The 13,744-nt window shown below is 47.1% G+C and carries 13 protein-coding genes; 7 read left to right on the top strand and 6 right to left on the bottom strand.

The features are described from left to right. Nucleotides 1–116 precede the first annotated feature (116 nt). Complete coding sequence (gene secD, locus DCMF_RS24375; RefSeq protein ID WP_148136838.1) at nucleotides 117–1,376, top strand: protein translocase subunit SecD; 1,260 nt, start codon at nucleotides 117–119, stop codon at nucleotides 1,374–1,376. Continuing rightward, the gene (gene secF / locus DCMF_RS24370; protein ID WP_148136837.1) at nucleotides 1,373–2,308 is read left to right on the top strand and encodes a protein translocase subunit SecF; all 936 of its coding nucleotides are present in this window, start codon (nucleotides 1,373–1,375) and stop codon (nucleotides 2,306–2,308) included. Before secD ends, secF begins: the two co-directional genes overlap by 4 nt. 47 nt (nucleotides 2,309–2,355) lie before the next feature. Here the strand turns inward: secF and DCMF_RS24365 are convergent, their stop codons facing one another. Then, entirely contained in the window at nucleotides 2,356–2,832 is a 477-nt protein-coding gene (locus DCMF_RS24365) for a YbaK/EbsC family protein (RefSeq protein ID WP_148136836.1), read from the bottom strand. A 232-nt stretch (nucleotides 2,833–3,064) separates the two neighbouring features. Here DCMF_RS24365 and DCMF_RS24360 point away from each other — a divergent pair, with 232 nt between their 5' ends. After that, nucleotides 3,065–3,478 (top strand): MarR family winged helix-turn-helix transcriptional regulator, encoded by a 414-nt coding sequence (locus DCMF_RS24360; RefSeq protein WP_148136835.1) that lies wholly within the window; start codon nucleotides 3,065–3,067, stop codon nucleotides 3,476–3,478. A 34-nt stretch (nucleotides 3,479–3,512) separates the two neighbouring features. Then, the gene (locus DCMF_RS24355; protein ID WP_148136834.1) at nucleotides 3,513–5,363 is read left to right on the top strand and encodes a heavy metal translocating P-type ATPase; all 1,851 of its coding nucleotides are present in this window, start codon (nucleotides 3,513–3,515) and stop codon (nucleotides 5,361–5,363) included. A 35-nt stretch (nucleotides 5,364–5,398) separates the two neighbouring features. On the opposite strand, the gene DCMF_RS24350 is transcribed toward DCMF_RS24355, so the two are convergent. Then, nucleotides 5,399–7,006 carry an ABC transporter permease gene (locus DCMF_RS24350; RefSeq protein WP_148136833.1) on the bottom strand — a complete coding sequence of 536 codons (1,608 nt, stop codon included), beginning with the start codon at nucleotides 7,004–7,006 and terminating at the stop codon, nucleotides 5,399–5,401. A gap of 2 nt (nucleotides 7,007–7,008) precedes the next feature. Continuing rightward, nucleotides 7,009–7,971 (bottom strand): ABC transporter ATP-binding protein, encoded by a 963-nt coding sequence (locus DCMF_RS24345; protein ID WP_148136832.1) that lies wholly within the window; start codon nucleotides 7,969–7,971, stop codon nucleotides 7,009–7,011. A 148-nt stretch (nucleotides 7,972–8,119) separates the two neighbouring features. On the opposite strand from DCMF_RS24345, the gene DCMF_RS24340 reads away from it, so the two are divergent. From DCMF_RS24340 to DCMF_RS24330, 3 genes are all read left to right on the top strand, one after another. Beyond that, nucleotides 8,120–8,722: a TetR/AcrR family transcriptional regulator gene (locus DCMF_RS24340; protein WP_148136831.1), complete on the top strand. Its 603-nt coding sequence runs from the start codon at nucleotides 8,120–8,122 to the stop codon at nucleotides 8,720–8,722. Between the two features lie 95 nt (nucleotides 8,723–8,817). After that, the gene (locus DCMF_RS24335; protein ID WP_148136830.1) at nucleotides 8,818–9,288 is read left to right on the top strand and encodes a hypothetical protein; all 471 of its coding nucleotides are present in this window, start codon (nucleotides 8,818–8,820) and stop codon (nucleotides 9,286–9,288) included. Between the two features lie 179 nt (nucleotides 9,289–9,467). Continuing rightward, a complete protein-coding gene (locus DCMF_RS24330; protein WP_148136829.1) occupies nucleotides 9,468–10,346 on the top strand; it encodes a prenyltransferase in 879 nt (292 codons plus the stop codon). A gap of 19 nt (nucleotides 10,347–10,365) precedes the next feature. Here the strand turns inward: DCMF_RS24330 and DCMF_RS24325 are convergent, their stop codons facing one another. The 3 genes from DCMF_RS24325 to DCMF_RS24315 all read right to left on the bottom strand — a co-directional run bounded on the left by DCMF_RS24325 (nucleotide 10,366) and on the right by DCMF_RS24315 (nucleotide 13,671). Beyond that, a complete protein-coding gene (locus DCMF_RS24325; RefSeq protein WP_148136828.1) occupies nucleotides 10,366–11,181 on the bottom strand; it encodes a CheR family methyltransferase in 816 nt (271 codons plus the stop codon). Between the two features lie 70 nt (nucleotides 11,182–11,251). After that, nucleotides 11,252–13,099, bottom strand: coding sequence for a methyl-accepting chemotaxis protein (locus DCMF_RS24320; RefSeq protein ID WP_148136827.1), 1,848 nt, complete (start codon nucleotides 13,097–13,099; stop codon nucleotides 11,252–11,254). Between the two features lie 77 nt (nucleotides 13,100–13,176). Next, nucleotides 13,177–13,671: a chemotaxis protein CheW gene (locus DCMF_RS24315; RefSeq protein ID WP_148136826.1), complete on the bottom strand. Its 495-nt coding sequence runs from the start codon at nucleotides 13,669–13,671 to the stop codon at nucleotides 13,177–13,179. Between the last annotated feature and the right edge of the window lie 73 nt (nucleotides 13,672–13,744).

Below are 13,744 nucleotides of genomic sequence, written 5' to 3'. Positions count from 1 at the left end.
CCTAAACCGGATAAGTATCGCTAACTTTGCTTATCCGCGACATTTCATCCGTCTGACCGCGTCCCCTGCACAGGATAGAACCGGACAGGACGGGTCTTAAATGGGAGGAATTATAGATGCATTCTAAACGTGTGTTTTTTATAACCGTTTTCATAACGGTTACTTTGTTTTTCCTTTCTATCTTCGGCATCAAGCTGGGAAGCTTTGAGATAAAAGGCGCAGATCAGATGCGTTACGGCATCGATATCCGCGGCGGCGTGGAGGCCACCTATGAACCGAAGGATTGGGATCAGGCACCTACAGACAATGAGCTTGAAGCGGCTAGGGCGATTATCGAAACGCGGATGGACGCCAGTAATATCACGGACCGGGATGTTACCATAGACAAGAGTAACGGCAAAATTATTGTCCAGTTTCCCTGGAAATCCGATGAAGCAGATTTCGACCCCCAAAAGGCCGTATCCGAGCTGGGGGAAACGGCCCGGCTCACCTTTCGTGACCCGGACGGCAATATTGTCTTGGAAGGCACCGATGTGGCCAAAAGCTCCGGTCAAATAAACCAGGTTACCATGAACCCTGTTGTCGTACTTGAGCTGTCGGATCAGGGTGCGGCCAAATTTGCCGCGGCCACCGGCAGGCTGATTGGACAAAGGATCTCTATTTATATGGATGAAACCCTGATTTCTTCACCCATCGTAGAAACACAGATTATCGGAGGCAATGCGGAGATCACCAACATGGAAAGCCTGGAAGCCGCATCGGCCCTGGCCCATAAGATTAATTCCGGCGCCTTGCCCTTTTCCCTGGTCGTAAAAAATTGCACCATCATCAGCCCCACCCTGGGCAGCAATGCCCTTGCCGTAATGGTGCTGGCAGGCAAGCTGGCCTTTATGCTGGTTTGTTTGTTTATGCTTCTCTATTACCGGCTGCCCGGCCTGGTGGCGTGCATCGCTTTGGTTTTACAGGTAACCGGCCAGCTATTGGCCCTGTCCGTACCCCAGTTTACCCTGACCCTGCCCGGCATCGCCGGCGTGATTTTATCCATCGGTATGGGCGTAGATGCCAATGTGATCATTTCTGAACGTATTAAGGAAGAGATTAATACGGGTAAAACTTTAGGCAGGGCCATTGATCGGGGCTTCGAAAGGGCCTTTTCTTCCGTTTTTGACGGCAATATTACGGTGATTATCGTGGCCGTCATCTTGATTATTTTCGGCTCCGGCGCCCTGCTCTCTTTCGGTTATACGCTTTTGTGCGGCGTGATCATGAACTTTATCGCCGGTGTGACGGCATCCCGGCTGATGATCCGCTCCCTCAGCAACTTTGAGGCATTCCGGAAACCCCAATTCTTTGGCGCAAGGAGGCTGGCAAAATGATCCGATTCTACAAACACAGATATATCTTTTTTATCATTTCCCTTTGCCTGATTTTGTCCGGTGTTGTGGCTGCTTTTATCAATGGGATTCAGCTTGATATTCAGTTTAAGGGCGGCACCATCCTCAAGTATACCTATTCCGGCCCAGTTGACGCCGAACAGGCGGAAAAAATGGTGGAACAGGCGGTGGGAAGAACAACCAACTGCCAACTGCAGTCCAATATGGCCAAAGATGAGCAAATGCTGATTGTAAGCCTGGCAAGTAATGAAGCGCTTACCTCCCAGGAACAGGAGGCCGTCAGCACCGCCCTCCTTACGGCCTATCCGGATGCCAAGCTGGCATTGGCCGAATCGTTGACGGTGGAACCATTTATCGGCAAGCGCTTTTTTACCAACGGCCTGATCGCCATCGCCCTTTCCTTCCTGCTGATTCTGGCCTATGTGGGCGTGCGCTTTAAGAACATCGGCGGGTTATCTGCAGGAGCCATGGCGATTGTGGCCCTGTTTCATGACGCCTTCATCGTCACCGCGGCTTTTATCATCTTTAAAATTCCCCTAAACGATTCCTTTATTGCGGCCATCCTGACCATCATCGGTTTCTCCATAAATGACACCATTGTCATTTATGATCGTATCCGAGAAAACGAACGTCTTTTAGGTAAAAAGGTTTCCTGGGAGGAACTGGTTGATACCAGTATCACCCAGTCCATGCGGCGTTCCATCAATACCAATATCGCGGTCTTTTTGAGCATTACCGTGGTCTATATCTTTGCGCAGATCTATGATATCGGATCCATCAGGGCCTTTGCCCTGCCGATGATGTTCGGCACTATCTCCGGCTGCTACTCCACCATCTGCATTGCCGGACCGCTCTGGACCATGTGGCAGAATCGTAAGAAGACAGCAAAAAGCGCCGTCACGCATGCATCGTAGAACCACCCCGTCCGCTCATAACGGACGGGGTTTTTTGTGTATTTCTTTTATTCTTCCTCCCAGCCCTTACAAACGTCAACCCACTTTTTATTTAAAGAATATTCATTGAGCTCGTCACAAGTAAGCTCAATAGCGGAATTACTGCTCCCGCAGGCCGGGAAAACCGTTTTAAATCTTTGTAAAGACACATCTAAAAAAACAGGAGTATCCTCATTCAGCCCGAAGGGGCATACCCCGCCAATAGCATGTCCGATATAGGCAGGCACTTCGTCAGGCGTCAGCATCTTTGCTTTAAAGCCGAATTCTCTCTTAAATTTGGCACTGTCAATTTTGGCATCCCCCGCCGCAACGACCAGAAGAGCGCCTGCCTGAAATCGAAAAGAAATCGTTTTTGCGATCCGGGCCGGTTCCACGCCCAATGCTTGTGCCGCCAGGTCTACTGTGGCACTCGATGCTTCGAACTCTAGAATATCCTCACTTCTACCCCATTTTTTCAAATGTGCACGAACCTTTTCAATGGCCATTCATAAATCGTCCCTTCGTTATGAAAAAATTTTATTCCCCACTATTTTTCCACAAAAAAGAGCAAAATCCTCCATAAAACGAGAAGAATAGCCTGTCCTCTCATGCACCGGAGGAACTTTTTATGATAGAAAGGAAAAAATAGGTGTTGAAAAAAATCTCCTGATCCTGTATATTATATTTGAACTTCAAATAATAAGATAATCAAACTAATTATGGAGGTGTCCATGTGAAATGCTGACTGATTTGACCTATGAATTGTTTCGTTTTTATAACGGGTTTGCCTCCTGGGAAGGCTCTGTTATTAAGGCCAGTGACCTGTCCGTGTCAGAAACCCACGCCATTGAAATTCTGGGAGAATATGGGCAGATGAATATGCGGCAACTGGCAGAAAAACTGGGGGTAACGACAGGGACCATCACCGTAACGGTGGACCGCCTGGAAAAAAAAGAATACGCCAGGAGACAGTCGACCCTGGAAGACAGGCGTGTCTATATCATCTCACTTACCGATAAAGGAAAGCAGGTTTTTGAGGAACATCATCAATATCATCTAAGTTTAACCGAGCAAATTTTATCCGTACTTACCGAGGAGGAAAGCAATCATCTGCTCTCCATTGCGAAAAAATTAAACAACGAGGTATTCTAAACAGGATTCCTGTCTGGGTATGGAGGAGAAACATATGATCGGACGTTATGCAAATCAAAGAAACTTTAAGGAATTGTTGAATATCAGAGAGTTTTATCTCATGGCTCTAGGGTCCCTGCTCATTCTTTTCAGTTATTTTTTAGAGCCATCCTTCCCGCTCCTTGCTTCAGTCCTTGCCTTGTGTGCGGTAGCAGTCCTGGGCGGACCGATCATCTGGGGAGCTGTTACAGGCCTGATGCAAAAACAAATGAACGTAGATGAACTGGTGAGCCTGGCGATCATTGCTTCCGTTGCAGCGGGAGAGTATTTATCCGCGGCGATCGTTGCTTTCATCATGGTCCTCGGTTCTTTGCTGGAAAAGTTCACATCCCAGCGGGCCCGGTCGGCGATTCAATCGCTGATTCGTCTTAGTCCGGCTGAAGCATCTGTTCTTCAGGACGGTGTGGAAACAGTCCTCCCCTTGGGGGAGATAAAAGCAGGTGATTTGGTCGTGATCCGTTCTGGGGAACGGGTTCCCGTAGACGGCGTGGTGATGAAAGGAACAGCTTCCATTAATCAGGCTTCCTTAACAGGAGAATCCCTGCCGGTGGAAAAAAGCGTTGATGATCCGGTGTTTGCAGGAAGCATCAGCTACACGGGAATGCTTGTGGTGAGAGTTGAAAAAGTAGGTGAGGATACCACCCTGGGCAAGCTCATTCGCCTGGTTCATGAAGCGGAACAATTACGCGCACCTGTTTTAAGGGTGGCGGATAAATATGCCCGCTATTTTACCCCTTTTATCGTCGGGCTAAGTATTCTTGTCTATTTGATAAGCGGTGACATGTATCGATCGATCACCGTATTGATCGTCGGCTGCCCGTGCGCCTTTATCTTGGCTGCTCCCACAGCCGTTACCGCCGCCTTAGGTAACGCGGCCAAAAACGGGATTTTAATTAAAAACGGGGCCTCCCTTGAAGAACTGGGCAGGATCGATGCCACTGTATTTGATAAAACCGGCACCTTAACCAAGGGGGAACCTGTCGTCGAGGAGATCATCCCTCTCAATGGCAAGCCGGAAAAATACATTTTAAGTATGGCGGCTTCGGCGGAAAAGTATTCCGAACACCCCCTTGCCGGTGCCGTCTTCCAGGCCGCAGAAAGATCCCAAAGTATCATCTATGACGCAGAAAATTTTCGGCAAATTCCTGGTCAAGGAATAGAAGCAATGGTAGAAAATAAAAAGATTTTTGTGGGAACCGCACCAACCGGCGCGGATCACCCATTATCTGAGATGACGGCTAAAACATACCTGACTGTAAAGGAGGACGATCAGCCCATTGGTTATCTGGGCATAAGCGACGAAATCAGATCTGAAGCCAAGCTGCTCGTACCTGCCCTAAACCGGCTGGGCATCAACAAAGTGGTATTATTAAGCGGGGACAGGCGGACCGTGGCAGAACATATTGCCCAAATTACAGGCATTAAGGAACTGGATGCCGAGTTGCTGCCGGAACAAAAGCTTGACGCCATTAGAAAATTACAGGAGCAGAAATATAAAGTGATCATGGTGGGCGACGGCATCAATGATGCGCCTTCTCTCACCACAGCGGATATCGGTATTGCCATGGGGGCCATGGGAACGGACGTGGCCATTGAATCCGCAGATATTGCATTAATGGCGGACGACTTGACGAAAATACCTTATGTGATTAAGCTAGGCCAGGCAACCTTAAAAACCATCAACTACAATATCATGTTTGCCCTTGTTTTTAACCTCTTGGCCATCCTTGCTTCCAGTATGGGGTATTTAAGCCCGGTTCTGGGAGCGGTTACTCATAATGTGGGGTCTGTATTCGTAGCCGCCAACTCGGCAAAATTGATTCGGAAAAAATTTCTTCTAAAGTAGGTTATTAAGCGAAATTAACAACCTACTTCCATCGTTTATGCTTTGGTCAAAACATCTCTATGGCGAAATCCGAACAATCCGATTCCCGTTAATAGAGCAGAAAGGCAAAGGAGCAAAAACAAGGGCAGCAGGGGCAGATTTGTAACATCAATGGTATAGTGAACATAAGAGAAGGGGGAAATCCGCATCAGTGACCAATCAATGATCCGCCCTTCCCAGGCCAGCTCTACCATAGCAAAGGATAACCAAACCACCCATCCCAGTGCTGTCATGCGCGGCCATAAACCATATAATAAAGCTGTTACGCCTAAGAGGATCCAGACAGGCGGGATTTTGGAAACGCTCATGACAAAGATAGGCCAAAATCCATCGCTTAAATCGCCGGCTGCCAGCCCAAAAATAAGCCCTCCGGCAATGCCCACGGCCAGCAGCAAGGCAGCAGAACAGAAAGCTGCTGCGATTAAATGGCTGCTCATCCAGCCCATCCGGCTCACCTGTTTATCCACCAGCATTTCCGCTCTGCCTTCATTTTCTTCTTTTTTCAGGCGCAATACGGCGGTCATGGCATAGACAGCCACAAAAAGGGAGATCAGATAGATGGCGATACTGATAAAGACATAGCCTAAACCCACCGCATCAGACCAGCTTGTGCCGCCCAGGTTAGACAGCCAATCACTCATGCCGCCGGTCTTGGATAAACCGGGAGAAATGGCCGCAAACACAGCAATATACAAACCCGTCCCCGCCAGCCAACCGATAAAACTTCTCTTATGCAGCTGCCAGGCCAAGGCCAGAGGATTGGAAAGGCGGGGCGCTGCTTCCGGGGGCCCGGAGCGGGCCGAAAGAACGCCTGCCCCCAGATCTCTGCGGGCAGAAAGCACATAGGCAAAAAGGATGGGTACAGCCGCAAAGGCATCACAATAGAGCAGGCTCCAGCTAAGATTTGCGGCAAAGGGTTGGGTCAGCCGCTGCCAGGCCATGGGCGTTATCCATTTTAACAAGGTAGCGCCGCCTCCGAAATTATTCAAAATCGCCATCCCCATGCCCAAGCCTAAAGCTGTAATACCAATGCCCCGGGCAGTTCCGCTGTTTTCCCGGAGCTGAACACCGAAAGCGCCGATTCCGGCAAAAAAGCACCCCATCACCGACAGGGTTGCTCCAAACAGAAAGGAACCACCTGCACCACCCCCAAGGGCAATGATACTCAAGGCGATCAGCAGGCCCGCCGCCAGGTTTCCCATACCGGTCAGCATCAGGGCAGCAGTCAGGCTGGCATAAGGGCCTACCACATAGGCACGAATCAACTCGCTGCGACCTGTTTCTTCATCTGTACGGGTATGCCGGATCACGGTCAGCAGGCTGCCGATCCCCAAGACAAGGGCCAGTTGTGAAACACCGCGCCAGACAATAGCTCCTGAAAGGTCAAAGGACATGACCGGGCCAAGAAGGGCGGAAATCAATGAATCATTGTCAAACTCAGTCAGAACACGTTCCAGTCCCTGGCCGGCCATGGCGGTGAAAGTGGCTGCCGTGATCAAAGCTAGAATCACCGGAAGAAAAATCCAAAGAGGCAGCAAGAACCGGTCCCGGCGCAGGAATAGCCTGAAAAGCGTGACCGTGCCCGCAAAGTCACTGGCTTTCATCTCTAAACTCCTCCCCTCTCATTGGGGGCATTCCTCCCACTCCCCCTCTCACTTGCCCCAAAGGAGGCGTGCCCCCTTTCATTTATCTCGTCACCGTAATGGCGCATGAACAACTCCTCCAAGCTGGGCGGCTCAGCCGTCAAAGCTTTGATTTCCAGGGGCAGCAGCGCCTCCATCACCCCCGTCATGGCATCGGAGTCTACAGAAAAACGGTACTTCAACCCGTTTTGTGACACATCATGGACACCGGACAATTTTTCCAGCCCTGTGGCCAATCTGCCCGTCTCCACGTTCACGGTGGTCCGGGTAAGATGCCGAAGCTCTGACAAAGTTCCCGTTTCGGCGATCTTCCCTTGCCGGATAATACTTACCCGGTCGCACAGAGCTTCCACCTCCGACAGGATATGGCTGGACAGGAGCACAGTCTTGCCGTCCTTTTTTACTCCCGCCACGCATTCCTGAAAGACCGCTTCCATCAGGGGGTCAAGCCCTGAGGTAGGCTCATCCAAGAGATACAATTCGGCTTCACAGGAAAAGGCCGCCACCAAAGCTACCTTCTGCCGGTTTCCCTTGGAGTAGGTTCCGCTCTTTTTGGTGGGATCAAGCTGAAAACGTTCCAGCAGTTGTTTCTTTCGAGAAAGGTCAAGCCCTCCATGCAGCCGCCCAAGGAGATCAATAATCTCACCTCCGGATAGATCAGGCCACAGGGTAACATCACCGGGAACATAAAGAAGCCGGCGATGCAGTTTCACAGCATCCTGCCAGGGATCTCCCCCCAGCAGGGTAATTTTTCCCGACGTTTTGCGCAAAATCCCCAGCAGGATGCGAATCGTCGTAGACTTTCCCGCGCCGTTGGGGCCAATAAACCCGTGTACTTCCCCTTGCTTCACACTGAGATCAATTCCTTTTAAGGCCTGAGTTGTGCCAAAGGACTTGGTCAGCTTGTGAATATGAACCACATTCATGTGCACTCCTCCCGATTTATATGTTTTATATCGATACGCTATAATATATCTATATTATCCAAACGCGAAGCTTGTGTCAATATGTTTTATATATTTTATATTGACTCATTGTAAAACATTTAGTATTATAAAAATGGGGTGAACATACATGAACGGATATGAACGTCGCACAGAATCAAAAAAAAATAAAATACGTACTGCCGCTTTAGAGCTCTTTTGCATGTATGGTACGGAAAAAACCAGCATCAATGAAATCGCTCAAAAGGCAGGGGTTGCACCGGCCAGTATTTATAATTATTTCGGGAGCAAGGAAGGGCTGATGAAGGATACCGTAATAGATCTCCTTGAAAGCGGATGGAAAGCTAGAAAAGAACTATGGGAAACCGACCTGCCTTTTCCGGAATTATTGAAGCGTGCCCTATCCATGAACGATGATTTCATTGATTACATCAATCTGGAGACGCTCAGAGCATTGCTTGATAGCGATCCGGAGATCAAAAAGCTGGCAGATGATTTTTATCAACACAGATATCCTGAGATCGTAGGCCAATTTATCGAAAAAGGCCGTAGGGAAGGCTATATCCGCAAAGAGCTTTCTATTGAAGCGGCGACGATTTATTTAAAAATGTATCAGAATGTAGTTCAGCAGCCGGAAATGCTGAAGAATAGAAACAAAGATTTGTTGAAAGAATTATGTGATTTAATGCTATATGGGCTGGCAGGACAGCCTATCATGGATAAGACAGAGTAATAAGTTGTAAAATTCAGATCTGTTTTAGCTTTATTCGATTTGAATCATTACATTTATATAACATGCGGATAAACTGGGATTTGTTAGGTGGTTATATGGGACATTTGGGCTTTTCTTATATCGGCATGATTTTCCTAATCATGCTTTTTATACCTAATATGATATGGACGAGGTATCAACCGAAAGAATACAGTAGTATAAACGAAAACAAAGTGCTTTTTATCTTTGAAAAAGTTGGGCAGGTTTGTGTCACCTGTGTTGCGCTCATCTTTTCGGATTTTAATATACATCACTTGACGCTGTGGAGTCCATGGCTTCTGGCAGCGTTTGCTGTAATGATTTTATACGAGTTATGGTGGATACGTTATTTTAGAAGCAAAAAAAGTATAAAAGACTTTTATAGCAGCTTTTGCAGCATACCCGTTGCAGGCGCAACATTACCAGTTATTGCGTTTTTCCTGCTTGGCATCTATGGAAAGGTAATATGGATGCTTATAGCTGTTTCGATTTTAGGAATAGGTCATATCGGTATCCATTTACAGCACCGGAAGGAAATTAAACGCTAAATCCTAATTTATCGCTTAGATTATGGGTATCCGAACTTCATTTTATTTTATTTATCGTAATTAAGCATGACTACAGCCAGAGGCTTTTGTAGTGGTAGAAAAGCTGATTTTTTTATGGTATATTTTTCTTGAAATAATCAGGCCTTGGGGTATCTTTAACTTAAGGAGGTTGGATGGCAATGGCAATAGTACAACAGTATCAATCAGATGTTGCTGCGATATTGGCAAAACGATATGACAACGGTGCTGACTATTGGACTACTCCCGACAAACGTTTGAGTAAAGGAAGTCCATTTTCTACCCTTATGAGCACACTACTACTGCTGGAATTGGGACTGGAACCTTCCGAGCCTTTATTAGAAGAGATTGCAGACTTGATTTTTAGCACATGGCGGGAAGACGGACGGTTTAAGTTGTCCCCACAAGGCGCAATATATCCCTGTCATACTATCAACGCTGCCAATGTACTTTGCCATTTAGGATATGCAACGGACAGCAGGCTTCAAAAAACGTTCCGGCATCTTTTTGATATCCAGCACAGCGACGGCGGCTGGCGCTGCAACAAGTTCAGTTTCGGGAGAGGTCCGGAAACGGATTTTTCAAATCCCGGTCCGACATTGACAGCTCTGAATGTTTTTCGATTTACAAGTTTCCTCAATAAAGAACCGGCCCTTGATCGGGCCGTGGAATTTATGCTTGAACATTGGACAATACGAAAACCGCTTGGCCCCTGCCACTATGGAATGGGTACTTTGTTCATGCAGGCTGAATACCCTTTCGGTAATTATAATCTCTTTATTTATCTCTATGTTTTATCGTTTTACAACAGAGCAAAGGAAGATAAAAGATTTCATGAGGCGTTCAATATATTAAAATCTAAATTGGTGGATGGCAAGATTGTTGTGGAACGGGTTAATCCGAAATTAGCGGGGTTTGCCTTCTGTAAAAAGGGAGAACCAAGCGAATTAGGGACGAAACGGTATCATGAGATATTAGAAAATCTGAATGAGGGAAAAGAAAGTGAAATAATCGGCAACTATCAACGATCAGCACTTTGATCTTATTATGGGTACAGGATTAATCCTTTCTGTAGACGGCAGGCATGACATATTTAAATTTAGTTGCCTCCCGGTTCAGTGATTCGGATTGCCCGATAAACAAATATCCTCCCGGCTCTATACATTGATAAAATTTATAGACCAGTTCATCTCTGGTATTTGCATCAAAATAGATCATCACATTCCGGCAGAATATGACATGAAACTTACGCCGGAAAGGAAAAATCTCCTCCATAAGATTAAACTTCTTATAGATGACTTCTTTCTTGATTTTGTCAATAATCATGCTATTCTCTTCGTCTACGCGCACAAAATAATTTTTTTTCCATTTCTCCGGCAGCAATGCGATCCTTTCATGGGAATAGATGCCCGCTACCGCTGCTTGAAGCACTTTTGTCGAGATGTCTGTGGCCAGAATATGAGTATCCCATAATCCTTTTCGGACCCCAAAATATTCGGAGATGATCATGGCCAGCGTAAAAGGCTCCTCCCCTGTGGAACATCCCGCGCTCCAAATACGCAAATCCATTTTCTTGGCTTCTGTGGATTCCAGTTGGGGCAGAATTCTCTGCCGGAAGTAGTCAAAATGCTCCGGTTCTCGCATAAAAAAAGTGTGATTTGTCGTTACTTTATTGATGAGAACAGACGCAGCAGCCCCGGTGTGATCCGACAGGACAAAATCATAGTATGCTGAAAAGCTTTTAAAGTTGTTTTGCGCAATATAGTTTTGCAGCCGTCCCAGTACAAGCGTCTTTTTATAAAAAAGATCCACGCCGTACTTCATCCTGATATAGTTCACCAACTGGTTAAATTCCTGGTCTGTAATCGGTTTCATATTCCTCCCGGTACCTTTGGTGCCAAAAGGGGAGCGGATTCTCCCCTTTTGGGCAACATTCTGCGGTTCATCAATACTTGCCGAAATTATGATCCTCTAAAGATATTTTTATCTTTCCAGGCACTTCCTTAGCAGCCGCAGCTTCCGCAAAATCGCCGGCTCCCTGCTCCAGGTGGCGGGAAGACCTCTTTTTCTCCAGCACCTCTTCGATCATACGCATCATATCCGGGCTTACCCCATCTTCCAGGCTAAGTTTACTTTTCCCTGTTTTTAGATTGAACCTGCTTACGGCGCTCTTCAACAGGTCTGCCTGGCTGGACAGTTCTTCGCTGGCCGCTGCGCTTTCTTCCGCTGTGGCAGAGTTGGTCTGTACAACCTGAGCCACCTGGGAAATCGCCTGATTGATCTGGGCGATTCCTGTGGCCTGTTCATTGGAGGCAACGGCGATTTCTCCCACCAGTGTCGCCGCCTTGGCCACACCGTCTACAATCTTGTCCAATGCCTCCGCAGTGCTGTTGGCAATTTGGGTGCCGGCGCCAACTTTCTTGATGGAGTTTTCAATCATCTCGGTGGTCTCTTTCGCGGCATTGGCACTTCTCGCCGCCAGATTTCTTACTTCCTCGGCCACCACGGCAAAGCCTTTTCCATGCTGGCCTGCTCTTGCTGCTTCCACAGCCGCATTCAAGGCCAAAATATTGGTTTGAAAAGCGATCTCGTCAATCACCTTGATAATCTTGGATATGTTGGAGGAAGAATCATTAATCTCCGCCATCGCTTTCACCATTCCCTGCATCTGGCCATTGCCCGATATGGCAATGTCTTTAGCGGTCAGCGCCAGCTCGTTTGCCTGGTTTGCGTTTACCGCATTTTGTTTGGTCTGAGCAGCAACTTGGGTCATGGACGAGGTGATTTCTTCGATGGCACTGGCCTGTTCGGTAGACCCCTGGGACAGCATCTGACTTGACGCGGATACCTGCCGGGCACCTGCAGCCACTTGATCTGACGCGGAACTTATATTGGTTAGTATTTCATTGTTTGTTTCAATCATTTCGCTCAGCTTTTTACCCAGGAGATCATCATCGGATTTGACTTTCACCTGGACCGTTAAATCCCCTGCGGCTATTTTTTCCGCGGCAAAAGCTTGCTCCCGAATATTTTCCACCATCCGGCCAAAGGATTCCATCAGATTACCGATTTCATCCTTCGTTGTCGCTTCCACCGCAACGTTTACATCGCCCAGGGCAAGCCTGTCCGCCACACCAATCAGCTTATTGACAGGTTTGACAATGCTGTTGGTGATCATGAGGCTTGCTCCGATACAAATGATGACGGCGATAAGGATGACCACTATTAAGATACTTCTCGTGCTGGAATAAACCGCGCTGGCATTTTTGCTGGCCTGACCCGAGCCGTCCTGGTTGTATTTCACCAGTTCCAGCAACCCATTGGATATTGTATCATAGGCCGCCTTTGACTCACCGTTCATTAAATTTACTGCCTCTTGGGATTTTAGGGCACGGCTCAAGGATAATACTTTTTGGTGGATTTGCAGGTAGTTATCCCACTCAGCTGTTACGGAATTAATGATCTTTCTGTCTACCTCACCTGAAATCACGGTTTGGTATCCCTCAATATTCTTTGTAATTTCATCATTCAGCTCGTCCATCTCTTGTTCCAAGCTACTCATCTCTTCCTGTGTAGCGGAAAGAACATGCTTATATTCCTTGATGCGAAAATTAGCAGTTGCTGTGTTGATAGAGTGGGCATAATCTACGCTGGGCAGCCACTCTTCCGCAATTTCCGTCGTCTTTCCATTCACGGTGTTAAGAGAAAAGATGGCATAGATCCCCAGCCCCATCAATATTAGAGAGAGCATACCGAATCCTAATAATAACCGCTTTTTTATTGTTAATCTCATACTAAAAACCTCCTTTTAGATTTGCTTTGTCTTCATAAGATGACGTCTCGCGCCCGATATACAAGCACGGCACTTTTTTAGGATACTTCAGACAGACTATAAACCTCTTCGTCACTGAGCAGCTTGTCGCAATCCAACACCAGCTTTACCGTACTGCCAACTTTGCCGATCCCTTTAATGTACTTCTGATGATAACTGCTGATCAACTGGGGAGGCGGAACAATATCTTCCTGAGAAATGGACAGTACTTCTGCTACGTTATCCACAATCAGCCCCACGGAAACGTCTCTGATTTGAATGACGATAATGCAGGTTCTGTCATTATACTCCTTTACGTCCTTCATAAATCTGAGCCTCACGTCAATGACCGGGATAATTTTGCCCCGCAAATTAATAATCCCCTTCATGTAGTCGGGTAGTTCCGGGATCTTTGTAATGGATTGCATCCCCACAATTTCAATGACATGTTTGATTTCGATCCCGTATTCCTCCTTTCCCAGAACAAAGGTGAGATACTTATTTTTCTGCGTATCTTCTTCCGGTTCCATGGTATTTTCCCATTCTTGCGCCATTTTTTACTCTACCTTCCTTTCCTTTGGATTCGTCATTTCATCTTTTTATGAAGACATATTTGCCTTATTTCGA

Source organism: Candidatus Formimonas warabiya (assembly GCF_002777255.1).
Classification (GTDB): Bacteria; Bacillota; Dehalobacteriia; order Dehalobacteriales; family Dehalobacteriaceae; genus Formimonas; species Formimonas warabiya.
This window is presented reverse-complemented; position numbering and strand designations above follow the sequence as displayed.